At 70.6% G+C, this 26,032-nt stretch carries 23 protein-coding genes, 1 tRNA gene and 1 pseudogene; 16 read left to right on the forward strand and 9 right to left on the reverse strand.

The window, feature by feature from the left end:
• Position 1: 1 nt before the first annotated feature.
• A complete protein-coding gene (locus QWJ39_RS14085; protein ID WP_290258476.1) occupies positions 2–1,411 on the reverse strand; it encodes an MFS transporter in 1,410 nt (469 codons plus the stop codon).
• A gap of 285 nt (positions 1,412–1,696) precedes the next feature.
• Here QWJ39_RS14085 and QWJ39_RS14090 point away from each other — a divergent pair, with 285 nt between their 5' ends.
• From QWJ39_RS14090 to QWJ39_RS14105, 4 genes are all read left to right on the forward strand, one after another.
• Positions 1,697–3,091, forward strand: coding sequence for an MFS transporter (locus QWJ39_RS14090; RefSeq protein WP_290258477.1), 1,395 nt, complete (start codon positions 1,697–1,699; stop codon positions 3,089–3,091).
• Positions 3,092–5,263, forward strand: a complete 2,172-nt coding sequence (locus QWJ39_RS14095; RefSeq protein WP_290258478.1) for a molybdopterin oxidoreductase family protein — start codon at positions 3,092–3,094, stop codon at positions 5,261–5,263.
• Positions 5,260–6,816 (forward strand): FAD-dependent oxidoreductase, encoded by a 1,557-nt coding sequence (locus QWJ39_RS14100; protein WP_290258479.1) that lies wholly within the window; start codon positions 5,260–5,262, stop codon positions 6,814–6,816. Before QWJ39_RS14095 ends, QWJ39_RS14100 begins: the two co-directional genes overlap by 4 nt.
• A 110-nt stretch (positions 6,817–6,926) precedes the next feature.
• Positions 6,927–7,526, forward strand: coding sequence for a PASTA domain-containing protein (locus QWJ39_RS14105; RefSeq protein ID WP_290258480.1), 600 nt, complete (start codon positions 6,927–6,929; stop codon positions 7,524–7,526).
• 38 nt (positions 7,527–7,564) lie between these two features.
• Here QWJ39_RS14105 and QWJ39_RS14110 read toward each other — a convergent pair whose 3' ends face one another.
• The gene (locus QWJ39_RS14110) at positions 7,565–7,816 is read right to left on the reverse strand and encodes a DUF1272 domain-containing protein (protein ID WP_290258481.1); all 252 of its coding nucleotides are present in this window, start codon (positions 7,814–7,816) and stop codon (positions 7,565–7,567) included.
• A 412-nt stretch (positions 7,817–8,228) separates the two neighbouring features.
• Here QWJ39_RS14110 and QWJ39_RS14115 point away from each other — a divergent pair, with 412 nt between their 5' ends.
• Positions 8,229–8,708: a hypothetical protein gene (locus tag QWJ39_RS14115; protein ID WP_290258482.1), complete on the forward strand. Its 480-nt coding sequence runs from the start codon at positions 8,229–8,231 to the stop codon at positions 8,706–8,708.
• A 376-nt stretch (positions 8,709–9,084) separates the two neighbouring features.
• Positions 9,085–10,542, forward strand: coding sequence for an aldehyde dehydrogenase family protein (locus tag QWJ39_RS14120; RefSeq protein WP_290258483.1), 1,458 nt, complete (start codon positions 9,085–9,087; stop codon positions 10,540–10,542).
• Here the strand turns inward: QWJ39_RS14120 and QWJ39_RS14125 are convergent.
• From QWJ39_RS14125 to QWJ39_RS14140, 4 genes are all read right to left on the reverse strand, one after another.
• Positions 10,539–10,841, reverse strand: a complete 303-nt coding sequence (locus QWJ39_RS14125) for a hypothetical protein (RefSeq protein WP_290258484.1) — start codon at positions 10,839–10,841, stop codon at positions 10,539–10,541. The two genes, QWJ39_RS14120 and QWJ39_RS14125, sit on opposite strands and share 4 nt — an antisense overlap.
• Before the next feature lie 183 nt (positions 10,842–11,024).
• A complete protein-coding gene (locus QWJ39_RS14130) occupies positions 11,025–11,861 on the reverse strand; it encodes an SDR family NAD(P)-dependent oxidoreductase (RefSeq protein WP_290258485.1) in 837 nt (278 codons plus the stop codon).
• The gene (locus QWJ39_RS14135) at positions 11,858–12,433 is read right to left on the reverse strand and encodes a TetR/AcrR family transcriptional regulator (protein WP_290258486.1); all 576 of its coding nucleotides are present in this window, start codon (positions 12,431–12,433) and stop codon (positions 11,858–11,860) included. The genes QWJ39_RS14130 and QWJ39_RS14135 overlap by 4 nt, the downstream gene beginning before the upstream one ends.
• Before the next feature lie 127 nt (positions 12,434–12,560).
• The gene (locus QWJ39_RS14140) at positions 12,561–13,976 is read right to left on the reverse strand and encodes an NAD(P)H-quinone dehydrogenase (protein ID WP_290258487.1); all 1,416 of its coding nucleotides are present in this window, start codon (positions 13,974–13,976) and stop codon (positions 12,561–12,563) included.
• 83 nt (positions 13,977–14,059) lie between these two features.
• Between QWJ39_RS14140 and QWJ39_RS14145 the strand changes: the two genes are divergently transcribed.
• Positions 14,060–14,878, forward strand: coding sequence for a purine-nucleoside phosphorylase (locus tag QWJ39_RS14145; RefSeq protein ID WP_290258488.1), 819 nt, complete (start codon positions 14,060–14,062; stop codon positions 14,876–14,878).
• A 10-nt stretch (positions 14,879–14,888) separates the two neighbouring features.
• On the opposite strand, the gene QWJ39_RS14150 is transcribed toward QWJ39_RS14145, so the two are convergent.
• Positions 14,889–15,368 carry an Rrf2 family transcriptional regulator gene (locus QWJ39_RS14150; protein ID WP_290258489.1) on the reverse strand — a complete coding sequence of 160 codons (480 nt, stop codon included), beginning with the start codon at positions 15,366–15,368 and terminating at the stop codon, positions 14,889–14,891.
• A 175-nt stretch (positions 15,369–15,543) separates the two neighbouring features.
• Here QWJ39_RS14150 and QWJ39_RS14155 point away from each other — a divergent pair, with 175 nt between their 5' ends.
• On the forward strand, positions 15,544–17,325 hold the full coding sequence (locus tag QWJ39_RS14155) for a phospho-sugar mutase (RefSeq protein ID WP_290258490.1): 1,782 nt from the start codon (positions 15,544–15,546) through the stop codon (positions 17,323–17,325).
• Between the two features lie 61 nt (positions 17,326–17,386).
• Here QWJ39_RS14155 and nirD read toward each other — a convergent pair whose 3' ends face one another.
• Positions 17,387–17,725: a nitrite reductase small subunit NirD gene (gene nirD / locus QWJ39_RS14160; RefSeq protein ID WP_290258583.1), complete on the reverse strand. Its 339-nt coding sequence runs from the start codon at positions 17,723–17,725 to the stop codon at positions 17,387–17,389.
• Between the two features lie 408 nt (positions 17,726–18,133).
• Here nirD and QWJ39_RS16285 point away from each other — a divergent pair.
• The 8 genes and pseudogenes from QWJ39_RS16285 to QWJ39_RS14200 all read left to right on the forward strand — a co-directional run.
• Positions 18,134–19,906 (forward strand): annotated as a pseudogene (locus QWJ39_RS16285) (FAD-dependent oxidoreductase); the annotation flags it as partial.
• Positions 19,876–19,995, forward strand: a tRNA-OTHER gene (locus tag QWJ39_RS14170). The pseudogene QWJ39_RS16285 and the gene QWJ39_RS14170, both read left to right, overlap by 31 nt.
• Positions 19,964–20,701: a hypothetical protein gene (locus QWJ39_RS14175; protein WP_290258492.1), complete on the forward strand. Its 738-nt coding sequence runs from the start codon at positions 19,964–19,966 to the stop codon at positions 20,699–20,701. The genes QWJ39_RS14170 and QWJ39_RS14175 overlap by 32 nt, the downstream gene beginning before the upstream one ends.
• 2 nt (positions 20,702–20,703) lie before the next feature.
• Positions 20,704–21,729, forward strand: a complete 1,026-nt coding sequence (gene cobA / locus QWJ39_RS14180; RefSeq protein WP_290258493.1) for a uroporphyrinogen-III C-methyltransferase — start codon at positions 20,704–20,706, stop codon at positions 21,727–21,729.
• 5 nt (positions 21,730–21,734) lie between these two features.
• On the forward strand, positions 21,735–22,877 hold the full coding sequence (locus tag QWJ39_RS14185) for a uroporphyrinogen-III synthase (protein ID WP_290258584.1): 1,143 nt from the start codon (positions 21,735–21,737) through the stop codon (positions 22,875–22,877).
• Positions 22,878–23,028: 151 nt separating this feature from the next.
• Positions 23,029–23,904 carry an FAD-dependent oxidoreductase gene (locus QWJ39_RS14190; protein WP_290258494.1) on the forward strand — a complete coding sequence of 292 codons (876 nt, stop codon included), beginning with the start codon at positions 23,029–23,031 and terminating at the stop codon, positions 23,902–23,904.
• A 123-nt stretch (positions 23,905–24,027) separates the two neighbouring features.
• Complete coding sequence (deoC, locus tag QWJ39_RS14195) at positions 24,028–24,759, forward strand: deoxyribose-phosphate aldolase (RefSeq protein ID WP_290258495.1); 732 nt, start codon at positions 24,028–24,030, stop codon at positions 24,757–24,759.
• A gap of 61 nt (positions 24,760–24,820) precedes the next feature.
• Entirely contained in the window at positions 24,821–25,054 is a 234-nt protein-coding gene (locus QWJ39_RS14200) for a hypothetical protein (RefSeq protein WP_290258496.1), read from the forward strand.
• A gap of 150 nt (positions 25,055–25,204) precedes the next feature.
• On the opposite strand, the gene QWJ39_RS14205 is transcribed toward QWJ39_RS14200, so the two are convergent.
• On the reverse strand, positions 25,205–26,029 hold the full coding sequence (locus QWJ39_RS14205) for a metal-dependent hydrolase (protein WP_290258497.1): 825 nt from the start codon (positions 26,027–26,029) through the stop codon (positions 25,205–25,207).
• Positions 26,030–26,032 lie beyond the last annotated feature (3 nt).

Genomic DNA, 26,032 nt, shown 5'->3' on the forward strand with positions numbered 1-26,032 from the left:
GTCAGGCCACGTTGTTCTCGTAGTCCAGGTCGCGGGTCTCGCGGCTGATGAACAGTGCGATCAGGGTCAGCACCGCCATGACCGAGAGGTAGATGCCCACCAGGACGGGGCTGCCCTTGGCGGACTCCCACAGCCAGACGGCGATGAACGGAGCCACGGCCGCACCCAGGATGGAGGAGACGTTGTAGCTGATGGCGGAGCCGGTGTACCGGACGTTGGTCGGGAAGAGCTCCGGCAGCAGCGCACCCATCGGTCCGAAGGTCAGGCCCATCAGGGAGAAGCCGATGATCAGCAGGCCCATGGCACCGGCGAACCCGGCGCTGAACAGCGGCACGAAGAGCAGGCCGAAGACGAAGATGCCGGTGGTGACGGCGAGCAGCATCTTGCGGCGTCCGTACTTCTCGGCCAGCGGGCCGGAGACCAATGTGAAGATGCCGAAGAACACGACGCCGGCGATCAGCATCCAGAGGAAGTCGTTGCGGGAGTAGCCCAGGCCGGGAACGAACGCGGCCGCGGCGGCCTCGCTCATCGGCTTGCCGGCCTTCTCCGCGGCGGCCTGCGCGCCGGCCAGGGTCGGCTTGGTGCCGTAGGTCAGCGTGAACGTGGTCATCAGGTAGAAGAGCACGTAGGTGGCCAGCATGATGAAGGTGCCCAGGATCAGCGGGCGCCAGCTGGTCTTGAAGACCCGGCCCAGCGGCAGCTTGGCAACCTCGTTGGTCTCCAGGACCTTGGTGAAGGCGGGGGTCTCGATCAGCTTCAGCCGGACGTACAGGCCGATGATGACCATGACGGCGCTGACCAGGAACGGCACGCGCCAGCCCCAGTCGCTGAAGGCCTGCGGGCTCAGGGTGTAGCTGAAAACCAGGAAGAGCACGTTGGCGATGATGAAGCCGATCGGCGCGCCCAGCTGCGGGAACGTTCCGTAGATCGCGCGCTTGTTGGCCGGGGCGTTCTCCGTCGCGAGCAGCGCGGCGCCGCTCCATTCGCCGCCGAGGGCCAGGCCCTGGGCGAAGCGCATGACCACCAGCAGTGCCGGCGCCCAGAATTCCCAGCCCGGGACCAGGGCGGTGGGGAGGCAGCCAATCAGGAAGGTGGCGATGCCCATGGTGAGCAGCGAGGCCACGAGGGTGCCCTTGCGGCCGAACTTGTCACCGAAGTGCCCAAAGACGATCGAGCCGAGCGGACGGGCGACGAACGCGACGCCGAAGACGGCGAAGGAGCTCAGGAGCTGGGTGGTCTCGTTCTGGCCCGGGAAGAAGAGCTTCGGGAAGACCAGGACGGCGGCCGTGGCGTAGACGTAGAAGTCGTAGAACTCGACGGTGGTGCCGATCAGGCTGGCAACGATCACGCGGCCGCGCGAGTTCACCTGCTTGGCGGATCCATGCTCCGTCGACATGGCGGTGGGTGACATGTGAGAACGCTTTCATCAAGACCGGTGGCCAGTGGGGGCCGTCCGGCAAAGGAGTGGAATATATCTGCCATATTACGCGGCACTGTCCACGAGTTGGACATTTATTTCACTATTTGGACATCTGCGTGTCGCCCGGATTAGGGGTTGGCTGGCCCGGGATGCCGCCGGCGCCTCACGCCCCGGCTGAACCCCGGATAGGCAAACGTCACAGCACGTTTACATTCGGCGAGCGTTCCGGAAATGCGGCCTCCCTAGCTTTGAGGGAACATCCCCAAGGAGGTCCCCGTGACAGAACGCACCGCAGACACCGCCACCCTCACTCCCCCGACCGTCCCCGCACTGGAACACCGGGCCGGCCGGTGGATCGCCAACTGGGACGCCGAGAACCCGGCCCAGTGGGAGTCGGCGGGGCGTGGCATCGCCCGGCGGAACCTCAACTGGTCCATCTTCGCCGAGTTCCTGGGCTTCGTGGTCTGGCAGCTCTGGTCGATCGTGGTGGTGCAGCTGCCCGCGGCCGGTTTCCGCTTCTCCACCAATGAGATCTTCTGGCTCATCTCGATGCCCAGCCTGGTCGGAGCGACCCTGCGCATCCCGTACACCTTCATGGTCCCGCGCTTCGGCGGCCGAAACTGGACGGTCGTCTCGGCGCTCCTGCTGCTGGTCCCCTCCACCGGGCTGGCGTTCTGCGTGGCCAACCCGGGCACCCCGTTCGGCGTCATGCTGCTGGTGGCCGCCCTGGCCGGTTTCGGCGGCGGCAACTTCGCCAGCTCGATGGCGAACATCAGCTTCTTCTACCCGGCCCGGGAAAAGGGCTGGGCGCTGGGCCTGAACGCCGCCGGCGGAAACCTGGGCGCGGCCGTCGCCCAGCTGGCCGTCCCGGTCGCCGTCACCCTGCTGGCCGCCGGCACCATCAACCTGCCCGTGGCCGGGCTGATGTGGGTGCCGCTGATCCTGCTGGCGGCGTTTGGCGCCTGGAAGTACATGGACAACCTCACCAGCGCCAAGGGTGACGTGGCCGGCTCCCTCGCCGCGGTCCGGGAACCCCACCTGTGGGTGATGGCGCTGCTGTACATCGGCACCTTCGGCTCGTTCATCGGCTTCGCGGGCGTCTTTCCCAAGCTGATCAAGGATTACTTCCCGGCGTTCTCCTCCTTCGGGGTGGGAACCGTGGCGCTGTCCCTGGCCTTCCTCGGCCCGCTGGTGGGATCCCTGGCGCGGCCCTACGGCGGACGGATGGCGGACCGGCTGGGCGGGGCGCGGATGACCGTGGCCGCGTTCGCGGCGATGGCCGCCATCACCCTGACCGTGGTGTGGACGCTGCCGCTGAAGAACTTCTGGCTCTTCCTGGTCTTGTTCCTGGCCCTCTTCACCGCCAGCGGGTTCGGCAACGGCGCCACCTACCGGATGATCCCGGTGATTTTCGCCCTGCACAGCCGCGCGGCCCGCACCGGGGCCGGTCCGGCGGCCACGCAGAAACTGGCCTCCTCGGCGCTGGGGCTGATCTCGGCGATCGGCGCCTACGGCGGGTTCGTGATCCCGCAGGTGCTCAACGCCGCGAACACCGCCACCGGCTCCTACACGCCGGCGTTCTACGGCTTCGTGGCGGCCTACGTCCTGATGCTGGCCGTGTGCTGGGCCTGCTACCTACGCCCCGCCGGTCACGGCAAGGGGCACGTCTAGATGGCCGACGGCGCCGCGACCCACTGCCCGTACTGCGCCCTGCAGTGTGCCGTGACGCTGACGGTGCCGGCGGCCGCCGAAGTCCCGCTCGAGGTGACCGGCAGGGAGTTCCCCACCAACCGTGGCGGGCTCTGCCGGAAGGGCTGGACCTCGACGTCGTTGCTCGAGCACCCCGGGCGGGTCACCGAGCCGCTTCTCAGGGGCGCCGACGGCGTGCACCGTCCGGTCGACTGGGATACCGCCTTGCACCTGGCCGCCACCGCGGTCCGGGAGACCCGGGCCGCCCACGGCCCGGACGCTGTCGGCGTGTTTGGCGGCGGCGGGCTGACCAACGAGAAGGCGTACCAGCTGGGCAAGTTCGCGCGGCTGGGGCTGGGGACCTCGCGGATCGATTACAACGGCAGGTTCTGCATGTCCTCCGCCGCGGCGGCCGGGATCCGCGCGTTCGGCCTGGACCGTGGGCTGCCGTTCCCGGTGGCCGACCTGGACGGTGCGTCGACCGTGCTCCTGCTGGGCTCCAACGTGGCGGAGACGATGCCCCCGTTCGTCCAGCACCTGCGCGGGGCGCGCGACGCCGGCGGCCTGATCGTCGTCGACCCGCGGCGCTCCGCGACGGCCGCGTTGACCTCCGACGGCGCCGGACTGCACCTGCAGCCGCTGCCGGGCAGCGATCTGGCGCTGCTGCTGGGGCTGGCACATGTGGTGATCCACGAGGGCCTGGCAGATCAGGCCTACATCGCCAAGCGCACGGTCGGCTACCCGGCCCTCGCCCGCAGCGTGGCCGGGTACTGGCCCGAGCGGGTGCAGTCCCTCACCGGCGTGCCGGCCGGCCTGGTCCGCGAGACCGCCCGGCGCTTGGCCGACGGTGCGCGCCGCGGCGGCAGCTACGTCCTGACCGGCCGCGGCGTGGAACAACACGTGGACGGGACGGACACCGCCACCGCCGCGATCAACCTGGCCCTGCTGCTGGGCCTGCCGGGTTCGGCCCGGAGCGGCTACGGAACGCTGACCGGCCAAGGCAATGGGCAGGGCGGGCGCGAACACGGCCAGAAGGCGGACCAGCTGCCCGGCTACCGGAAGATCACCGACCCCGCGGCGCGGGCCCACGTCGCGGGCGTCTGGGGAGTTCCCGAGGCGCTGATCCCGGGTCCCGGGGTCCCCGCCGTCGAGCTCCTGGCCTCCCTGGGACAGCCCGACGGCGTCCGCTGCCTCTTCGTGCACGGCGCCAACGTTGCGGTGTCCGCCCCGGATGCGAACGCCGTGACCGCGGGCCTGCGCCGGCTGAATTTCCTGGTGGTCTGCGACTTCTTCGTCTCAGAGACCGCGGCCGAGGCGGACCTGATCCTGCCGGTGACCCAGTGGGCCGAGGAGGAGGGCACGCTGACCAACCTCGAGGGCCGTGTGCTGCGCCGCCGCCGGGCCGTGACTCCCCCGGCCGGGGTCCGCAGCGAGTTGTGGATCATGGCCCGGCTGGCAGAGTTGCTGGACGCCCCGTCGACCTTCAGCGAGGACCCGGAGACGGTGTTCGAGGAACTCCGCAGGGCCTCCGCCGGCGGACCGGCGGACTACTCCGGGATCGATTACGCAATGTTGGACCGCGGCGAGGAGGCCTACTGGCCGTATCCCGCGGGCAGCGCCGGGACGCCGCGGTTGTTCCTGGAGGCCTTCGCGCATCCGGACGGACGTGCGGTGTTCACGCCGGTGACGCCCCGCCGTCGTGCGCCGTCGGGCGTTTCCGCGGGCTCGGCCGGCTCCTTAGGTTCCGGCGACGGCGGCGCCCCGATGACCCTGGTGACCGGACGCTGGCTGGAGCATTACCAGTCGGGCGCCCAGACCCGGCGTGTGCCCGCGTTGGTCGATGCACGGCCCGAGGCGCGGCTGCAGCTGCATCCCTCGGCAGCCGCGGCGCAGGGCATCGACGACGGCGCCCTGGTGCTCGTGGCGAATGTCCGCGGCGAGGTGCTGTGCCGCGCCGAAGTCAGCCCGGACATCCGCCCGGAAACCGTGTTCCTGCCGTTCCATTTCGCCGGGGTGGAGAGCGCGAACCGGCTCACGGAGGCCGTAACGGACCCCGTCTCCGGGATGCCGGAATTTAAGACCAGTCAGGTGTGGGTGCGGCCGGTTGCTGCCGGTGCCTCCGCCGTGGCCCTGCAGAGCGAAGGTGCCTCATGAGCGAGCGTGTTGTGGTGGTGGGCTTCGGCCCGGTTGCGGCGAGGCTGATCGATGAACTGCTGCCGGCGGTGGAGTCAGGCGTGGTGGAGATGACCGTGATCGGCGAGGAACCGGTGGCCGCCTACAACCGGGTCCTGGTGGCGGACTTGGGCGTCGGCCGGACCAGCGCGGACGCCCTGGCCCTTGCCGATGCGGCGTCCCTGGTGGCCGCGGGCGTCGACGTCCGGCTGGGCGTGCGGGTCCGCCGGGTGGACCGGGCCCGGCGCCTGCTCCTGCTCAGCGACGGCAGCACCCCGCGCTATGACCGGCTGGTGTTCGCCACCGGCGCCCGGCCCGTGATTCCCAACCTCACCGGGCTGAACCCGGATCCCGGACGGCCCGCCCTTCCGCCCGGGGTGACCGCGCTACGCGACCTGGGTGATGCGGCGGCGCTGCACGCAGCGGTGGCCGGCGGCAAACGCGTGGTGGTCCTAGGCGGCGGTGTCCTGGGCCTGGAAACCGCCCTGGCCGCCGCCGAGGAGGGCGCCACCGTGACCGTGGTGCACAATGGCCCGTTCCCGCTGGGCCGCAGCATCGACCGCGGCGGCGGGGCCGTGCTGGCGGCGTCGCTGCGGAACTGCGGGGTGCGGATGGCGGGCAATGCTCGATCCGTGGGCGTGGAGACGGACGACGACGGCGGCTTCTCCGCGCTGCTGCTGGACGACGGCTCCGCGATCGACGGGGACCTGCTGGTGCTGTCCTGCGGCGTGCGGCCCCGCGTTGAGCTCGCGGAGGGCTGCGGGCTGCCGACGGCGGCCGGCATCCTGGTGGACCACCGGCTTCGCGCGCACCACGAGCCGCACGTCTTCGCCGTCGGGGACTGCGCGGAGGTCCGCTGCCCCGATCCGGACTGCGTGGACTGCCGGGTTCCCCGCGGACCGTCCGGACTGGTGGGGCCGGGATGGCGCCAGGCCGAGTGGCTGGCCGGCTACCTCACGCTGCTGGCGTCCGGTGCTCTTGCGGAGGCTCAGGCGATGCCGGCGCTGCCTTCGGAACAGCCGGCCGTGGTGGTGCTCAAGGCGCGCGGGCTGACCATGGCCGTGGCCGGTGACGTCACCGCTGATCCGTGGGACGAGGAGGCGCTGTGTTCCGGGTCGGCCACGGACCGGCCACGGCTGCAGGTCTCGCAATGGGCCGACCCCGAACACGGCCGCTACGTCAAAATGTCCACCCGTGCCGGGGTATTGGAGGGTCTAGTGGCCGTCGGGATGCCCCGCACCGCGGCCGAGCTGGTGCAGCTCTTCGAACGCGGTGCGGAACTACCGGCGGACCGGTCGCTGTTGCTCAGGCTGGACGGTCCGGAGGCTAATACCTCGCAGGCCGCCCACGACCCGGCGCGGACCGTTTGCCGCTGCGCGGGGATCAGCGGAACAGCCATTGCTTCAGCCGTTTCCTCCGGATGCTCGACAGTTGCCGAGGTCTCCGGGACCACCCGCGCCGGCACCGGCTGCGGCAGCTGCCACGACGAGATCAGGGGCCTGATCGAAAAGCACTTCCAGTCGGCGGTGGCGTAGGGAGCGGCCCGGTGGGGGTGCGCCGATGTCGCGAACCTGAGACCGGCCTGAACAGCTGGTAGCTTATGACAGCGGCCCAGTCTCAGGCGCCGCCTTCCAAGGGGGAAATTTTGAAGAAATCACTCGCATTTGTCGTGCTCACCGGGCTTCTGCTCACCGGGTGCGGCGGCAAGCAGATGTCCGCACCATCTGCAGCATCACCCAGCATTTCCGCAGCCGCGGCCGTAGAGGGCGCCATCTCCGTTCCCGGTGTGGTCGGGATGACCCTGGACAAGGCCACGAACCAACTTCAGGATCTGGGTCTCAAGGTCAAGGCAACCGACGTTGATAACGGCAAGTCGATCATGGTCAAAAGCAACTGGACCGTCGCCCGCCAGGGCACAGCGGAAGGCACCAAGGTAGACAAGGGCGCGACCGTTGAATTGGGGGTCCATCACCTCACCGACTCCACCCCGACGCCGACACCGACTCCGACGCCGACTCCGGTCAAGGTCGTAGAGGCTCCGCCCGCGCCGGTGGTCCCGGCCGCCCCTCCGGCGGTGGCTGAGCCGCCCGCTCCCGCCTACGTTCCGCCGGCACCGGCCTATGTCCCGCCGGCACCGGTTCAGGCTCCGCCCGTCTATGGCGGAATCATCTGCAAGGACGGCTACGCATGGCCGTCTTCAACCCGTCGGGGCGCTTGCAGCGGTCACGGAGGCATCAGAAACTAGCTCGAGAAAGTTGCCGGGCCGACACACCGGCCCGGCACCTACACTCCGGTCAGGCGTTCCTGGCAGCTGGGCGAGACGACCCGCAGCGTGCTGGCCGGGTTGGCGACGAGGGCCGCGGCCGGCCTGACCGGACGCCGCTCGAGGTTACCACCGCAGTTGGGGCACGCCCCGTCGCGGAAACGGGCGACGCAGCCCGGGCACCACGTGCACTCGAAGGTGCAGATATAGGCCTCGTCGGTGGGCGCGATGTCGCGATCGCAGCATTCGCAGTTCGGTCGGATCTCAAGCATGCGACCAGCCTACCGGCCAGTAACTGACACGCGGCGCGGCCTTCGGCCCGGCAGATACTTGGCGCCTGGATGCCGGCCCATTACTTCAGCTGTTTCCTCCCGGGTTGCTCGACGGTTGCCTAAGTCTCTAGTACCACCCGTGCCGGCACCGGCTGCGGCCGCTGCCACGACGAGATCAAGGGCCTAATCGAAATAAACTTCCAAGCGGCCGTGGCGTAGAGGATCTGGGTGCCTTGAAGCTGGGCAGCCAGGATGTACCGCTGCGACTCTGACCGTCGACGTCGAGTCGGCCCAATCGCAGTGGCCACAGAGGTTTATAGGTCCCGAGCCTAGCCGTCTCGTCCGAGCGGTACTGATACGATGCGCAAGCGGTCGCTGGGGCCGCCATTTACGTTTCGGGGGAAACCGTCTCATGCGCAATAGAAATCTTCTCTGCCTGTCCGTCGGCATTGCAGCGGCTGCATCCCTGATGGGCGCCGCAGTTCCGGCACAGGCATCCAGCAGCGAAGGCGCTACGAAGAGCACCACCAGCACCTGCACGGAACTCGCACCCGATATCACCACCTGCCTCACTATGGAGGAGCGCCGCAACGTGGTAGTCACCCCGTCCGGGGTTGCGGTCTTGCAGGGTTATCGCGAGTACACGGACTCCACAGCCTTCCCCGATGGCACGCAGTCCAGCCAAGGAACTCGGCGGTACGTCTCCGTCTTCGGTTCGTCCGTTCAGACACCCGACGGGGTCCTCTACTACGATGCCAAGGTCACACGGGTCGACGGGTCAGATGTCCTCTCCTTCCCCGACGGACTGACCTGCGTCCTGGACACCAATTTCGTGGAAGCCAATGTAAGCGGCGGCTACAACCACAGCACAGGCGTCTGCACCACCAACTAATACCCTCCCTGCCTGAAGGCCCGCTCCCGTTAGGGGGTGGGCCTTTCTGCACCACGGCCGGGCTCTCATTCCGGCGCGTCGTATAAAGACGGGATTGCGTACCGGCCTGGGCCGAGGTGTGCACACCTGGCCTTAACTGCCACGCTCGCGCCGCGACGCAGGCATTCCTCCACTGGTCCCCATGTCCCCGCCGGGCTTCAATTCGTGCAGATCCTGGCCGTCCGGCTGCAGCGACCGCGGGTCGCCCCAGGCACCGCGCACATAGCGTGGAACGGCTCTTGACGGCGGCGTCCGGACAGCATGTGATGGACGGGAACTGATCCCGGACCACTCATCTGCCGGACGCCCGCCGCCCGGAACGCCGAAAGGACAACGAATGTCCCTGCTCGACTCCGCCCTCTGGAACGGCAAGATCTACCTCAACGGCTGGCGGGACGGGGGCGGAGGGACCGGCACTGCCGTCGAGCCGGCCACGGGCGAGGAGCTGGGCAGCTACGGGGTCGCCTCGGTTGAAGACGTCTTGGAGGCCGCCGCCACGGCGGCCAAGGCGCAAAAGGAATGGGCCGCCCGGAGCCCGGAGGAGCGCGCCGCCGTCCTGCGCCGCGCCGGGCAGCTCTGGGAGGAGCACGCCGCCGACATCCAGGACTGGATCGTCCGCGAATCCGGCGGCATCCCGCCCAAGGCCGGCCTGGAAACCCACATCGCCGCCAACGAATGCTACGAGGCCTCCGCGCTGCCCTCGCTGCCGGCCGGGGACGTCCTGACCTCCAACGAAAACCGCTGGTCCTTTGCCCGCCGCCGGCCCGTCGGCGTCGTCTCCGTGATCGCCCCGTTCAACTTCCCGCTGATCCTCTCCATCCGCGCCGTCGCCCCGGCCCTGGCCCTCGGCAACGCCGTGCTGCTCAAGCCGGATCCGCGGACCACGGTGTGCGGCGGCGTCAGCGTCATCCGCATCTTCGAGGAGGCCGGGCTCCCGCCGGGGCTGCTCTCGCTGCTGCCCGGCGGCGCGGAGGTGGGTGCCGCCGTCGTCGAAGCCGAGGAGGTGCGCGTGATCGCGTTCACGGGCTCGACGGCGGCCGGCCGGAAAATCGGCGAGACCGCCGGCCGGCTGCTCAAGCGCGCCCACCTGGAACTGGGCGGCAACAACGCCCTGATCGTCCTGCCCGGTGCGGACATCGCCAAGGCGGCCTCCGCCGCCGCGTTCGGGTCCTTCATGCACCAGGGCCAGATCTGCATGGCCGCCGGCCGTCACATCGTGCACGAGGACCTCTACGACGAATACGTCGCCGCCCTCTCCGAGAAGGCCGCGCACCTGCCCGTGGGCGACCCGAAAAGCGGCACCGTGGCGCTCGGCCCGGTGATCGACGAACGCCAGCTGCAGCGGGTGGACGGGATCGTCCGGGACGCCGTCGCCGCCGGCGCGAAGCTCGCCGCGGGCGGCACCCACGACGGCCGCTTCTACCAGCCGGCCGTGCTGGTGGACCTGGACACGGACAGCCCCGCCTGGAAGGACGAGATCTTCGGCCCGGTGGCCCCGGTGATGAAGTTCTCCACCGTGGACGAGGCCGTGGCGCTGGCCAACGACAACGAATACGGCCTTTCGATCGGCATCCTGGGCGACGTGGGCCTGGCCATGACCATCGCCGACCGGCTGGACTCCGGCAAGGTCCACATTAACGAACAGACCGTCTCCGACGAGGCCAACTCCCCCTTCGGCGGCACGAAGAACTCCGGCAACGGCTCACGGATCGGCGGCCATCACGCCAACATGGAGTCGTTCACCGAGATCCAGTGGCTCACCATGCGGCCGGACATCGCACCCTACCCGTTCTAGGAGCGGGCCACCCGCGCGGCGGCGGTCTCCACCAAGGCCTCGAGCCAGTGCTGGTGCTGCTTCTCGATGCTGCGCCGGACCACCGGTCCCAGCAGCGTCGCGAGGACGCCGCCCTGGACCTCCTCGGTGACGATCAGGGTGCCGCCGTCGTCCGTGCGCTGCAGGTCCCAGCGGTGGTAGCCGGTGGAGCCGCGGCCGGCGCCCTCCCAGCCGAGCCGGGTGCAGGGGGGCGAACTCGCGGACCGTGCTGGCCACGCGCAGGCCGAAGGTGGTCCAGTCGAACCGGGACGAGGCCTCAAGTTCCGTGCCGCCGCCGTCGTCGAGCACCACGTCCTTGGCATTGCGGTACCAGGCCGGCCAGCGCGGCGCCTCGATCAGTACGGGCCAGAGCTGCTCCGGCGTGAGGTCGGTGCGGAGCTCGTTATAGGCGTACACCCGGGCCGAGGCGGGGTCGAAGCCGGCGGGCCAATCGGTGGTGGGGTTCACTTGCTGCTCCTGAACTGAAGACGAAGGTAGGCGTCGAAGAGGCCCGAGCCGAGGAAGCGGCGGGACTGGACGATCGCCTTGGCGGCGGGGGTGACGGTGTAGCGGGACCGGGGTTTGCGGGCCGTCGCGGCGTGTTCGACGACGGCGGCCACGGCGTCGGGCTCCGCAGCAAGCAGCGGGGAGGCGTAGGAGACGGCCATCTGTTTATCGGCCGCGGCCCGGAGCGGGGCGTACGGGCCGCCGTCGGCGCCGGAGGAGGCCAGGGTGCGGGCGGCGGTGGCGCCGAAGCCGGTGCGGATCAGGCCGGGGGCGATCAGGGAGGTGCTGATGCCGAAGGGCGCCGTCTCGAAGCGCAGTGCGTCGGTGATGGCCTCCACGGCGTACTTGCTGGCGTGGTAGTAGCCGCCCACCGGGAAGGTGACGCGGCCGCCCATGGACCCGATGTTGATGATCCGGCCGGAGCGGGCGGCGCGCATGCCGGGCAGCACCAGCTGGATCATACGGGAGAAGCCGAAGACGTTGGTCTCGAACTGGCGGCGGACGGCGTCCAGGTCCGCTTCCTCGATGGTGCCGTATTCGCCGTAGCCGGCGTTGTTGATCAGGATGCCAACGCTGCCGTGCCGTTCCTCCACGGTGCGGACGGCCGCGGCCATGGAGTCCTCGTCGGTGACGTCCAGGGGCAGGACGGTGGCGCCGGCGTCGGCGAGTCCGGCGAGGGTTTCGGGCCGACGCGCGGTGGCGTAGACGGTGAAGCCGGGCCGTTTGAGCAGCCGTTCGGCGGCGGCCCGGCCAATGCCGGAGGAGGCTCCGGTGATCAGAACTGCGGTGGTCATGGCTGGTCCTTGGGTTCGTTGGGATAGATGGTGAAGCCTGCGGTGAAGATGGCCACGCCGCGGCGCAGCCGGTCCGGGAGCGCGTCGGGGGCGGCGACGCCTGCTTCCAGGCCGCGGGTGAAGGCGAACAGCATTTCGGCGGCGTCCCGGGCATCGGCGCCGGGGTAGGCCTCCTGTACGGTGCGGGTGAGCAGGGCCAGCATCGCCTCGTCGTACCGGCCCAGAGCCTCGGGCGCGAGCCGGGTTTCCACACCCAGCAGCTCGGCGGCGTGTGCCGGGCTGTCCCGCCAGATCCGCATCACCAGCTCCAGCTTGGCCAGCAGGATTCCGGCCAGCCGCTCCTCCGGCGCCGTGCCGGCCTCCGCGGCCGCCTCCGAGGCGGCGAGGGCGTCGGCCAGCAGGCGTTCGACCAGGGCGCGGAAGACGTCTTCCTTGCTGCGGAAGTACTGATACAGCGCGGGCCGGGAGACTCCGGCCTGCCCGGCGATGTCGTTCATGGTGGTGCGGCGCGCCCCGTGCCGGGTGAAGCACACGTAGGCCGCCTCGACGATGTCAGCACTGCGGTCGTTCATGTCTGACACTTTAGGCATGAAGTGTCAGAATGTAAAGCGTGCCGTGTCCGGGATGCCCTGGCGCCGGTTAAAAGCCGAACGCCGGCGGCCCCGAGGGGCGCCGGCGTTCGGAAGGTGTGGAGCGGTGCTACATGTGCACGTGCAGGCGGCGGGCCGCCTCGGAGATCGATCCGCTCAGGGACGGGTAGACAGTGAAGGTGCTGGCGACGTCGTCGACGTGCATCTTCTGGGTCACGGCCAGCGAGATCGGGAAGATCAGCTCGGAGGCGTTGGGGCCCACGACGACGCCGCCGATCACGGTGCCGGAGCCCTTGCGGGCGAAGATTTTGATGAAGCCGTCGCGGTGGTTGCGCATCTTGGCGCGGGCGTTGCTGCGCAACGAGAGCTTGACGACGTCGCCCTGGTACTTGCCGGAGTCGATGTCCGCCTCGGACACGCCCACGTTGGCGATTTCGGGCGAGGTGAAAATGTTGGAGGCCACCTGGTGCAGCTTCAGCGGGGCGACGCTGTCGCCGAGGAAGTGGGCGATGGCGATCCGGCCCTGCATGGCGGCGACGGAGGCCAGCGCCAGGACGCCGGTGCAGTCGCCGGCGGCGTAGATGTTCGGGGCGGTGGTGCGCGAGACGCCGTCGACCTTGATGTGGCCGCTCTCGGTCAGCGCGACGCCGGCTTCCTCCAGGCCGATCCCGGCGGTGTTCGGGATGGATCCGACGGCCACCAGGCAGTGGCTGCCGCGGACGGTGGAGCCGTCCGCCAGGGTGACCACGACGCCGTTGTCCGTGCGCTCCACGGTCTCGGCGCGGGCCCGGGACAACACGGTCACGCCGCGGCGTTCGAAGACGCCCTCGAGGACCTCGGCGGCGTCCGCGTCGGAGCCGGGCAGGACCCGGTCGCGGGAGGAGATCAGGGTGACCTTGGAGCCCAGGCCGTTGTAGGCGGAGGCGAATTCGGCGCCGGTGACGCCGGAGCCCACCACGATCAGTTCCTCGGGCAGTTCGTCCAGGTTGTAGATCTGCGCCCAGTTCAGGATGCGTTCGCCGTCCGGACGGGCGGTGGGCAGTTCGCGCGGGTGGGCGCCGACGGCGAGCAGGACCGCGTCCGCCTCGACCGTCTCCACGCCCTCCGCGGTCAGGACCTCGATCGTGTGGTTGTCGAGCATCTTGCCGGAGCCGAGCATGATGCGCACGCCCTGGCCCTCGAGGCCGCGCTGGATGTCCGCGGACTGCTGCCGCGCCAGGCCGAGGAGCCGGTCGTTGATGTGCTTGAGGTCCGCGCGCATGGTGGGCATGCAGTCGCCGCCGTCGACGTCGAACTTCACGCCCAGCTCCCCCGCCTCGCCCACGCGGGTCATCAGGTCCGCGGTGGCGATCAGGGTCTTGGAGGGAACGACGTCGGTCAGCACGGCGGAGCCGCCGAGGCCGGCGCGTTCGATGATGGTGACCTGCGCTCCCAGCGAGGCGGCGACCATGGCCGCCTCGTAGCCACCCGGCCCTCCGCCGAGAATCGCGATACGGGGTGCACTGAAATCGGGATGCGTAGTCACAATCATCCATTGTCCATCATCCGGACCGGCGCCACCAAGCCACGGTGCTGGGCAGCGCGGGGGCGGCAGGGTAGCTTGTTCCAGTGAGCAACACGGAATTCCTGAACACTGACCCCTTCGACGCCGCCCGCGCCGCCGCCGACTACATCGCGGAGGAGACCGGCGTCGACAGCCACGACATCGCCCTGGTGCTGGGCTCGGGCTGGGGGGACGCCGCCGAACTGATCGGCGAGACCACCGCCACCCTGTCCGCGGACGAGGTCCCGGGCTTCTCCGCGCCGTCGGTGGTGGGCCACGTGGGCACCATCCGCTCGGTTCTCACCCGCGAGGGCAAGCGCGCCCTGGTGCTCGGCGCGCGCACGCACTACTACGAGGGCAAGGGCGTCCGCGCCGTGGTGCACGGCGTCCGGACCGCCGCCGCTGCCGGCTGCAAGACCCTGGTCCTCACCAACGGCTGCGGGGGCCTGAACGAGGACTGGGCTCCCGGAACCCCGGTGCTGATCAGCGACCACATCAACCTCACCGCCACTTCCCCGCTGGAGGGCGCCACATTCGTGGACCTGACAGACCTCTACTCCTCCCGCATCCGCGGCCTGGCCCGCGAGGTGGATTCAAGCCTGGACGAGGGCATCTACGCGCAGTTCACCGGCCCGCACTACGAAACCCCGGCCGAGGTGCAGTATGCCAAGCGGATCGGCGCTTCCCTGGTGGGCATGTCCACCGCGCTGGAGGCCATCGCCGCACGTCACGCGGGCATGGAGGTCTTCGGCATCTCGCTGGTGACCAACCTCGCCGCCGGCATCAGCCCGGTACCGCTGAGCCACGAAGAGGTCCTCGAGGCCGGCCAGGCCGCGGGCCCGCGCATCTCCAAGCTGCTCGCGGAGATCATCGCCAAGCTCTAAGTCGGCCGGCTCAGCCTGCCGCCAGCTGCGCCACGGTCCGGGCCCGGTCCTCCGGGAACCGCCGCTCCATCGAGTCGGCGATCCCGGCGATGGTCTGCCGGGCCAGGGTCTGCCGCCACACCAGTTCCGCCTGCCGCATCGTCTGGGAGACCAGGCAGGACCGGGTGAAGTCGTCCCGCGTCGCGGCGCCCGGGACGTTGCCCAGGATTCCCTCGCAACGGAAGGCCGGTTCCTGGCCCTCGATGGCCAGCACCACGTCCAGGACGGTGATGGCATCCGGCCGCCGGGCCAGCGCGAACCCGCCGCGCGGGCCGGAGACCGAGACCAGGATCCCGTCCCGGACCAGCGCCTGCAGCTGCTTGTTCAGGTAGGCGGCGGGCAGGTCATACAGGGCGGCGATCCGGCCGCTGTTGACGGCCTCGCCGGCGGGGGTCCAGGACATGGCGACGCACGCGTGCAGCGCCCATTCCACCCCTCGCCCCATCCTCATATTCCAGACGCTATGTGTCCGGAAATTGGGGTGTCAACGGGCCGAGGGGCCCTGTGGGGGTCTCCTGCGGCAATCCTGAGCCAGCCCTGCGGAGGGTCCGGACGTAATGGAACTGTAAGGCCGCGCGCGCTTGTCGCGGCGCGCCGGCCCCCGGTTTGCCGCTAGTTTGGTATCCATGACGTCTTCCGATGCCGCACTGAACGATCTCCTGGGCGAAGCCCGTGCCTGGGCCGGACAGGACCCGGATCCGGCCACCGCCGCCGCCCTGGCCGAGCTCATCCGCCTCACCGAGGAAGGCGCTCCCGGCGCCCGCCAGAAACTCGCAGACAGCTTCAGCGGCACCCTGGAGTTCGGCACCGCAGGCCTCCGCGCCGCCCTCGGCCCGGGCCCGAACCGGATGAACCGCGTGGTGGTCCGGCGCGCCGCCGCAGGGCTCGCCGCCTTCCTCACCGGCGCCGTCGGCCAGGCAGCCGCCGGCACCCGGCCGCGCGCCGTCGTCGGCTACGACGCCCGGCACAACTCGGACGTCTTCGCCCGCGAGACCGCCGCCATCTTCACCGCCGCCGGCATCGAGACGTTCCTGATGCCCGCCGCACTGCCCACCCCGCTGCTCGCCTACGCCGTCCGCGCCCTGGACTGCGACGGCGGCGTGATGGTCACCGCCAGCCACAACCCCCCGCAGGACAACGGGTACAAGGTCTACCTGGGCCGGCACGCCGTCGAGGAATCCGGCCGCGGCGCCCAGATCGTGGCACCGTACGACGCCCGGATCGCATCCGAGATCGACGCCGTCGGCCCGCTTGAGTCGATCGCCCTCGCCGGGGAGGGCTGGACGGTCCTGGAGCCCTCCATCGCCGCCGACTACCAGGCCGCCGTCGCGGCGCTGGTGATGCCGGAGCACTTCCCGGCCCGCGACCTGAAGATCGTCCTGACCCCCATGCACGGCGTAGGCGGGGAAACCGCCGTCGCGGTACTGAACGCCGCCGGCTTCGCGGACGTTACCCTGGTCACCGAGCAGGCCCTTCCGGACCCGGACTTCCCCACCGTCAGCTTCCCCAACCCGGAGGAACCCGGCGCCCTTGACCTGGCGCTGGAGACCGCTGCCCGGGTGGACGCGGACATCGTGATCGCCAACGACCCCGACGCCGACCGCGCCGCGGTGGCTGCCAAGGACCCGGACACCGGCGCCTGGCGGATGCTGCGCGGCGACGAGGTGGGCGCCCTGCTGGGCGCGCACGTCGTCGCCCGGCTCGCGGCCGACGGCGGAGACGGACAGGGTAGCGCTGTTGCGGGCGCCGCACAGGACGGCGAAAACGCCGGCGTGTTCGCCAACTCCATCGTCTCGTCCCGGTTGCTTGCCCGCGTGGCCACCGCCGCAGGCTACGACCACAAGGAAACCCTCACCGGTTTCAAGTGGATCGCCCGCGTTCCGCACCTGCTCTACGGCTACGAGGAGGCCCTGGGATATTGCGTGGCACCGTCCCTGGTCCGGGACAAGGACGGCATCTCCGCCGCCGTGCTGATCGCCGAACTCGCCGCCGCGGCCAAGGCCGCCGGCCGGACCATCTTCGACACCCTCGACGAGCTGTATCTGGTGCACGGCCTGCACGCCAGCGATCAGCTCAGCATCCGGGTGGCGGACCTGGGCCTGCTGGACGCCATGATGAACCGGCTGCGGGTCAGCCCGCCGGAATCCTTCGGCGGCTCCGCCGTGGAGACCGCCGCGGACCTGTCCGAGGGCAGCGAGCAGCTTCCGCCCACCGACGGCCTGCTCTACCTGACCCGCGACGGCAGCCGCGTGATCATCCGGCCCAGCGGCACCGAGCCGAAACTCAAGTGCTACTTGGAGGTCATCCGGGGCGTGGAATCCGCCGCCGGCCTGCCCCAGGCCCGGCAGGAGGCGCGCGCAGCGCTGGACGCCGTGCTGGCGGACGTGCGCGAGGCCCTGGGCCTCTAAATCCCTTGAGCCTCTAGCGCCCCCCTCGCGGGGACGCAGCTTCAAGAGATACGGGCCGTGGCTAAAGCCGGATTTCGATGAAGCCGTCAACGGCGCGCGCCGGATAGGTTGCCAGCCGCAGCTCCGGGTTGCCGAGGCACTCCCCGGTCAGCAGGTCGTAGACCTCCTTGTGCAACGGGGACGCCAGGGTCCGCCGGGTCCCCCGCGATCCGGTGATCCCCCGGGCCATGACGTGCGCGCCGGTGGCCGGATCGGCGTGGTCGACGGCCAAGACCTCACCGCCGGCCGTGCGGAACACGGCCACCTGCCGGCCCGCGACCAGTGCCGCCTCACCCCAGCCTGGCTCCAGGTCCTGCACCGCGCAGATCCGGTGCCAGCCGGTCCCGTGCATTCCCGTCATCTGCTCCGCAAAACTGCGGGCCGCGTCATCCAGTACGGCAGTCATCCGGGGCTCCTCCCTGCTTGCTTTCCGGTTTCCCGGCCGCCACTGCGGCCATTCCCCCACGCTAGGACCGTCGTGTAACGGCCGCATACAGCCCATGTGTCCGGCCGGTAAAAGAGACCTCACCCGGGCCGAAACCCGTCCGTGATGCAGAAGTTAAGACCACGAAACATTCGGGAAACTGACGCGAAACTGCCGCTGCCTAGGCTGGCCGGAGATGTTGCAGCACACCGCCTGCGGCCCAACGAAAGGCCACCCGTGACCGGACAGACCGCCAGCCCCCGCCCCTCCTCCCCCGCACCCGCCGCGGCGCGCCGCGTCGTCGTCGCCGGCGGCGGCCCCGCAGCCCACCGTTTCGTGGAGGCCATGCACGCCCGTGGCCTGGCCGGCTGGCAGATCACCGTGCTGACGGAGGAGGCCCACCTGCCCTACGACCGGGTGGCGCTGAGCAAGGCGCTGACGGATACCGCCGTGGACCTCACCCTGGGCGAGCCCTCCTTGTGGGGCCACGGGGCGCTCACCCTCCGGACCGGCGAGCGCGCCACCGCCATCGACACCGCCGCGAAAACCGTGCAGACCGCCGCCGGCACCGTCTACCCCTACGACGAGCTGGTGGTCGCGACCGGCTCGGACGCGGCCCGCCTGCCCATCCCGGGCGCCGAACACACCCACGTCTACCGCACGCTGGAGGACGTCCGGGCCATCAACGCCGAAATCGCGGACCTCACCGCGGCCCTGGGCCGCACGGTCAACGCCGTCACCGTCGGCGGCGGGTTGCTGGGCCTGGAGGCGGCGGCCGGCACCGCCCAGCTCGGCGCCAACCCGGTCGTCATCAACGGCTCCCCCTGGCTGATGAACACCCAGCTGGACGAGGGCGCCGGGCAGGCCCTCGGCCGGCTGATCGAGGCCAAGGGCTTCACCGTCCACTGCGGCGTGTTCCCCGCCGAGGTGCTCTCCGACGACGCCGGCCGGGTCACCGGCGTGCTGCTGGCCGACGGGCGGGTGATCGACGCCGACATCGTCATCGCCGCCGTCGGCGTGCGGCCCCGCGACGAGCTGTTCAGGGCCGGCGACGGCGGGCCGCAGCAGTTCCGACTCGGCCCGCGCGGCGGCGTCGTGATCGGCGAGGACTGCCGCACCGAGGTCCCCGGGATCTGGGCGATCGGCGAAGTGGCCAATTTCGGCGGCATGTGTCTGGGCCTGGTAGCGCCGGCGAACACGATGGCGGAAATCGTCGCGGACCGGCTGCACGGCGGCGCCGCGACCTTCCCCGGCTTCGACACCGCCACCAAACTCAAGCTCTCCGGCGTCGACGTCGCCAGCTTCGGCGACGCCTTCGCCCGCACCGACCACGCTTTGGAGATCGTCTACGCGGACCCGGCCCGAGGCGTCTACCAAAAGATCGTCACCACCGACGACGCCACCACCCTGCTCGGCGGGATCTTCGTCGGCGACGCCGCCCCGTACACCGCGCTGCGGCCGCTGCTGGGCCGCGCACTGCCGGCCGAACCCGGCGCCTACCTCACCGCGGCCGGCGGCGGAGTCGACGCCCTCGCGGCCGAACTGCCCGACGACGCCATCCTCTGCTCCTGCAACAACGTGGCCGCCGGGACCATCCGCGACGCCGTCAACGGCTGCGGCACCTGCGAGGGCAGCGAACCGGTCCGGGACGTCCCCGGGCTCAAGGGCTGCACCCGCGCCGGCACCAGCTGCGGATCCTGCGTCCCGATGCTCAAGAAACTCCTCGACGGCGAACTCACCAAGTCCGGCGTCGAGGTCTCCACGGCGCTATGCGAACACATCGCGCTCTCCCGCCAGGAACTCTTCGACGCCATCAGGGTCCTGGAACTGACCTCATTCGAGGACGTCATGGACCGCTACGGCAGCGGGGAGGGCTGCGATATCTGCAAGCCCACCATCGCCAACATCCTCGCCAGCCAGCACGGCGCATACGTCCTCGACGCTGGCCGCGGCACCCTCCAGGACACCAACGACCGGGCCCTGGCGAACATGCAAAAGGACGGCACCTACTCGGTGGTGCCGCGGATCGCGGGCGGTGAGATCACGCCGCAGAAACTCGGCGTGATCGCCGCCGTCGCCGAGCAATACGGCCTGTACACGAAGATCACCGGCGGCCAGCGGATCGACATGTTCGGCGCCCGGCTGGAACAGCTCCCGGAGATCTGGAAGCTGCTGGTGGACGCCGGGTTCGAATCCGGCCAGGCCTACGGCAAGAGCCTGCGCACCGTGAAGTCCTGCGTCGGGTCCACCTGGTGCCGCTTCGGGGTGCAGGATTCGGTGGCCATGGCCATCCGCCTGGAACTCCGGTACCGCGGCCTGCGCAGCCCGCACAAGCTGAAGATGGGGGTCTCCGGCTGCGCCCGCGAATGCGCCGAGGCCCGCGGCAAGGACGTCGGCGTGATCGCCACCGCGGACGGCTGGAACCTCTACGTCGGCGGAAACGGCGGCTCCACCCCGGCGCACGCGCAGCTTCTCGCCAAGGACCTCGACGACGAGACGCTGATCCGCTACATCGACCGCTACTTCATGTACTACATCCGCACCGCCGACCGGCTGCAGCGCACCGCCCGCTGGCAGGAGGAGCTCGATGGCGGCATCCGCCACGTCGAGGACGTGGTGGTGCACGACAGCCTGGGCATTGCCGCGGACCTGGAGGCAGCCATGGCCAAACATGTGGACACCTACGTCGACGAGTGGGCCGAGACCCTGCGGGACCCGGACCGGCTGCGCCGCTTCCGCTCCTTCGTCAACGCCCCGGGCCAGGTGGACGACTCCATCACCCTCGTCCCCGACGAGCGCGGCCAGATGCGGCCCGCCACCGCGGAAGAGAAACGCTCCCGGCTGATCGCCACGACCATTCCCGTCAGGTCGGCCGGCCCCGCCGCCGGCGAACCCACCGAAAGCAGGGTCTAAGCATGCAGCTCAGCATCGAACTCACCGGCCGGACCGTCCTGGTGGCCGGCTCCGACGCCGCAGCCCGGCAGGCCGTCCGGCGCTACCGGGCCGCCGGCGCCGTCGTCGGCCGCCTCACCGGCCCGGACGCCCCGGCGGCTCCGGGGCCGCTGCCCTTCCTGGTGGCCGCGGTGGACGACGGCCAGCCCGGCTGGCCGGCCCGCCTGGACCGGTTCCGCGCCGCCGGCGTGCCGGTCGCCGCCGAACCGGCGGCCGGCCCGGCCGGGCACGTCACCCTGGTGGGCGGCGGCCCCGGCGCCGGGGAACTGCTGACCGTCGCCGCGGTGGCCGCCCTGCGCGACGCCGACGTCGTCTTCTACGACCGGCTGGCACCGCACCAGGACCTGCCGTCCCTGACCACCGCGGAGCTGGTGGACGTGGGCAAGACCCCCGGCCACCACAAGGTCAGCCAGGCCGGCATCGAGGAGTTGATGGTCAATGCCGCTCTGGCCGGCGCGAACGTGGTCCGGCTCAAGGGCGGAGACCCGTACGTCTTTGGCCGCGGCGGCGAGGAAGTGGCCGCCTGCGTGCGCGCCGGGCTGCCGGTCCGGGTCATTTCCGGGGTCACCAGCGCCGTCTCCGTCCCGGCCGCCGCGGGCATTCCCGTCACCCACCGTGAGGTCAGCCGCCTGTTCACCGTGGTCTCCGGCCATGCCCCGCTCACCGAGGACGAACACCGGCACCTGGCAGGGCTCGGTGGGACCATCGTGGTGCTGATGGGCATCGGCACGCTGCACCAGCTGGCGGCCGGGCTGCGCCGGGCCGGGATGCGCGCGGACATGCCGGTGGCGGTGATCGAGCGCGGTTACCAGCCCGGCCAGCGCACCACCATCGCGGACCTGGGCGGCATCACGGCGGCCGCTGCCGGCTGCGGCAACCCCGCCGTCCTGGTGATCGGCGAGGTGGTCCGGGTCGCGGAGGCGAACCGGGGCTGCGACGCCGCCGCGGCCGAACTGGACCGCCTCGCGGCGTCCCTGGTCGGGGCGTGAGCGCCGTGACCGTGAACAGCCTGGCCGGGACCGCCCCGGACACCGCCGGAACCGCCGACCTGCCGCTGGAAGGGTTCCGGATCGGCGTCACCTCTCACCGACGCTCGCAGGACCTGATCGAGGCCCTGGAACGCCGCGGCGCCGAGGTGCTGCACGCACCGGCGCTGAAGATTGCCCCGGTGCAGGAGGACCACCGGCTGATCGAGGACAGCCGCGCCATCATCGAGGCCCGGCCGCAGCTGTGCATCGCCACCACCGCCTACGGCATGCGCCGCTGGTGCGAGGCGGCGGACAGCTTCGGCATCGGCGACCAGCTGCTGGAAACCCTGGCCGCCACCCGGATGTTCGTCCGCGGGCCCAAGGCCCGCGGCGCCGTGCGGGCGGCGGGCCTGGCCGACGTCGGGATCAGCAGCGACGAGACCACCGCAACCCTGGTGGACATGCTGCTGGCCGAAGGGGTGCGCGGGAAGACCGTCGCCGTCCAGCTGCATGGCTACACCGACGTCCGGCAGCTGGAGCGACTCCGGATGTCCGGGGCGAACGTCATGACCGTCACCCCCTACCGCTGGGTCAAGCCCGAGGGTGCCGGCCGGCTGCCCAAGCTGATAGAGGCCGCCTGCAACGGCAGCCTCGACGTGCTGACCTTCACCTCCGCCCCCGCCGTCGACGCGTTATGGAGCACCGCGCACGAGATGGGCCTGTACAAGCAACTGGTCGCGGCGCTGAAGACCACGGTGGCCACCGCCGTCGTCGGCCCCATCACCGCCCAGCCGCTGGTCGACGCCGGCGTGCAGCCGCTGGTGCCGGAACGGTTCCGGATGGGCGCGCTGATCCGGCTGGTCTGCGAGCACCTGGCCCTGAATCACGTCCGCCGGCTGGACACCGCCGCGGGCGCGGTGGAGCTGCGCGGCCGGTCGCTGCGGATCGACGGCGAGCCCGTGGAACTGGCGCCCGCGCCGCTGCTGCTGATGAGGGCGCTGCTGGGGGCGGGCGGCGCCGTCCTGTCCCGCGAGTCGCTCTCCGAGCTGCTGGAACTGCGCGGCTCGGTGCACGCGCTGGACATGACAGTCAGCCGGCTCCGGTCCGCGCTGCCGGACGCCTCGCTGGTGGAAACCGTGGTGAAGCGCGGCTACCGGCTCCGGGTGTGAGCCACGCCATTACCAGCTGGTAACAATTGGCGAACAGGGAGCGAAAATACCGCAACACCGCAGAAACGTGCGCGAAAAACCGGCCTCCTACGCTGGGGAACAACAGAAACAGGGGCCACACCAGCAGGCCCGCCAGCGAAAGGGCCAGCACATGTCCGCACCGAAATCCTCCGCCGCCAGCACCGCTTCCACCACCGTCGCCTCCTCGCCGCGGATCGTGATCGCCGGGGCCGGCCCGGCGGCGCAGGCCCTGGTCCGCCAGCTCACCCGCACCCCGTTCGGCGGCGCCATCACGGTCCTCAGCAACCGGGACGACGCCCCGGCGGAACTGCTGGAGCTGGCCGTCCTCCCCCAGGTCTCGGTCCGGTTCGGCCAGCCCGCCAGCTTCATCGACGCCGAGCAGCGGCGGGTGACGACGGCGGACGGCCTCGAATTCGGCTACGACCAGCTGGTCATCGCCACCGGCTCGGCGCCGGCCCTGGCCCCGATCGAGGGCTCGGGCCGGTGCCTGAGCTATTCCACGATCGACGACGCCGGCACCCTCGGCGACGCGGTCAAGGACGTCACCCGGGTCCTGGGCCGGCGGCCGCTGGGCATCCTGGTGGGCACCGGCACGGCAGCGGGACAGGCCGAGGCAGTGCTGCGGGCCCGCGGCGTGCGCCCGGTCCGCACCACGCTGCGGCCCGCCGCCGTCGTCCCCACCCTCGCCGGCTCCGTGCTGCCGGCCTCCGGGATCGTCTTCGAGGACGGCTCCAGCATGAGCGGGGACCTGGTGGTCCTCGCCGAGGAGCGGATCTCCCGGGACGCGCTGGCCCGCACCGCCGGGCTGGCCACCGCCGCCCAGGGCGGGATCCTGGTGGGGGCCGACTACCGCACCTCCGTTCCCGGGATCTGGGCGATCGGCGACGCCGCGGCGCTCGACGGCGTCCGGCTGGGCCTGTTGGTGGCCGCCGGTTCCGCCGCCAGCATCTGCGCCGCCGGGCTCGTGCAGGCCTGCCTCCAGGTCCCCGTCGCGGCCGCCGCCTGAGCGGGCCTCCTACCCCGAGACAGTGTGGTCCCATATGGCAAGATGGTGCACTGAGAAGCCACGACGCGCGCCGCGTCAGCAGCCGGGCCGGCCATGATCCGTCCCGTCAGGAAAGGGACCACCATGAGCAACGACGCCACCACGGCCGGGGCACCCGGCACCGGCCAGGACCTCCACCAGGGCACCGGCAACATCGCCGCGTTCATCGACCACACCCTGCTCAAGCCGGAGGCCGGCGAGGCCGACGTGCTCAAGGTCTGCTCCGAGGCCGCCGAGTACCAGTTCAAGTCCGTCTGCGTGAACCCGATCTGGGTCAAGACCGTCAAGACCGCCCTCAAGGGTTCCGGCGTGCTGACCTGCTCCGTGATCGGCTTCCCGCTCGGTGCGACACCCAGCGACGTCAAGGCCTTCGAGGCCCGCGGCGCCGTGCTCGACGGCGCGGACGAGATCGACATGGTGATCAACATCGCCGCCGCCCGCGCCGGCGACAAGGGCGCCCTGGTCGATGACATCCGTGCCGTGGCCGAGACCGTCCACGCCGGCGGCGCCATCCTCAAGGTCATCATCGAGACGTCCCTGCTGGACGACGCGCAGAAGGTCCTCGCCTGCGAGGCCGCCGTCGAGGCCGGCGCCGACTTCGTCAAGACCTCCACCGGCTTCAACGGCGGCGGCGCGACGGTCGAAGACGTCACCCTGATGCGCCGCACCGTGGGACCGGACCTGGGCGTCAAGGCATCCGGCGGCGTGCGGTCCCTTGCCGACGCGCAGGCTATGATAGCTGCTGGTGCAACACGTATTGGCGCCAGCTCCGGCATCGCGATCGTCAAGGGCGAACAGGGTTCGTCCGCGTACTGACCGCCCCGCCGGAACCACGCCGCCACAGTTTTTACAGCCCCGCGGGGCCGAGGAGGAACGAATGTCCAGCAACAACGGCAAGACCGCCAAGACCCCCAGGTTCGAGAACAACCTGGCATCCAGCGTGGTGCTGTTTGTCATCATGATGGCGCTCTTCTTCGGCGCACTGTACTCGCTGTCGTTCCTGACCCTGGGCAACCCCTGGCCGATGCTTGCCTGCCTGGTGCTGTTCGCCCTTGCGTTCTGGATCCCGCAGACCATCACCGGCCGCTCGGACTCGGCCGGCGAACACTAAGCCTCGTCCAACGCCTGAAGCCCCGGTTCGCCGGGGCTTCAGGCGTTTAACGGCCGGTTCCGGACGGGCGCGGCGGATTCGGACCCGCGCACCCCGGACCCGCTGTGCGCGGGTCCGAAACCGTAGCGGAAACGATGTGCGGTGGCGCCGCTAGCTTCCCGTGCCGAACAGCCGGCCGACGACGGCGGAGCCGAAGGCGACGGCCGCCGGGAAGTGGCCACGGGCGACGTCGACGGCGGCGACGCACATCCCCACCATGGCGTAGGCGCCGACGGGGATCAGCACCAGCCACTCGCGCCGCGAACCGGCCCGGCCCAGGAGCGGGATGGAGAACGCCCCGTTGGCCTTCCAGACGTCCTTGACCAGCGGCAGCTTCCGCAGGAACTTCGGCGGTTTGACCACGATCGGCCACAGCAGCGGCACTCCCCCGGTGGTGATCATGTCCCCGAGGATGTGCACCAGCACGCCGGTCAGCATCGACACCGGCAGCCAGGACCACTGGTGCGGAGCGAACCAGGTCACCAGCCCGGCCATGGTGAGCGCGAAGATCCAGTTGCTGACTACCCCGTATTTGGGGAAGAGCTTGAGCGCCTTGGCGGCGATGTTGATCAGGAACATGCACAGCAGCCCGGCGCCCACCGAGAGCAGGCCCCAGTCGGTCTGCAACTGGATCTTCCCGGCCAGCGCGGCGAGCAGCACGAAGAACGCCGCCCCCAGCACCGAGTGGGTGCCCTGGCGGTGGCCGCCGGAGGCGTTCTCGATCCCGACGGCGATCAGGTTCGAAAGCGGCGGCAGCGCGTGCGCCACCGTGGACGAGCGGTGGTCCCAGTCGCAGATCAGCGCCGTCCCCGCGGTCGCCATCCCGCCGATCACGATCCCGGCGGGATCCAGCGGGTACCAGCCGAGCGTGTACGGCCCGGTCGAGGCAATAGCCACCCACGCCGCGGCACCTGACGCGGCGTGGTGTCCTCCCATCAC

Source organism: Arthrobacter sp. YD4 (genome assembly GCF_030410515.1).
Lineage (GTDB): Bacteria > Actinomycetota > Actinomycetes > Actinomycetales > Micrococcaceae > Arthrobacter.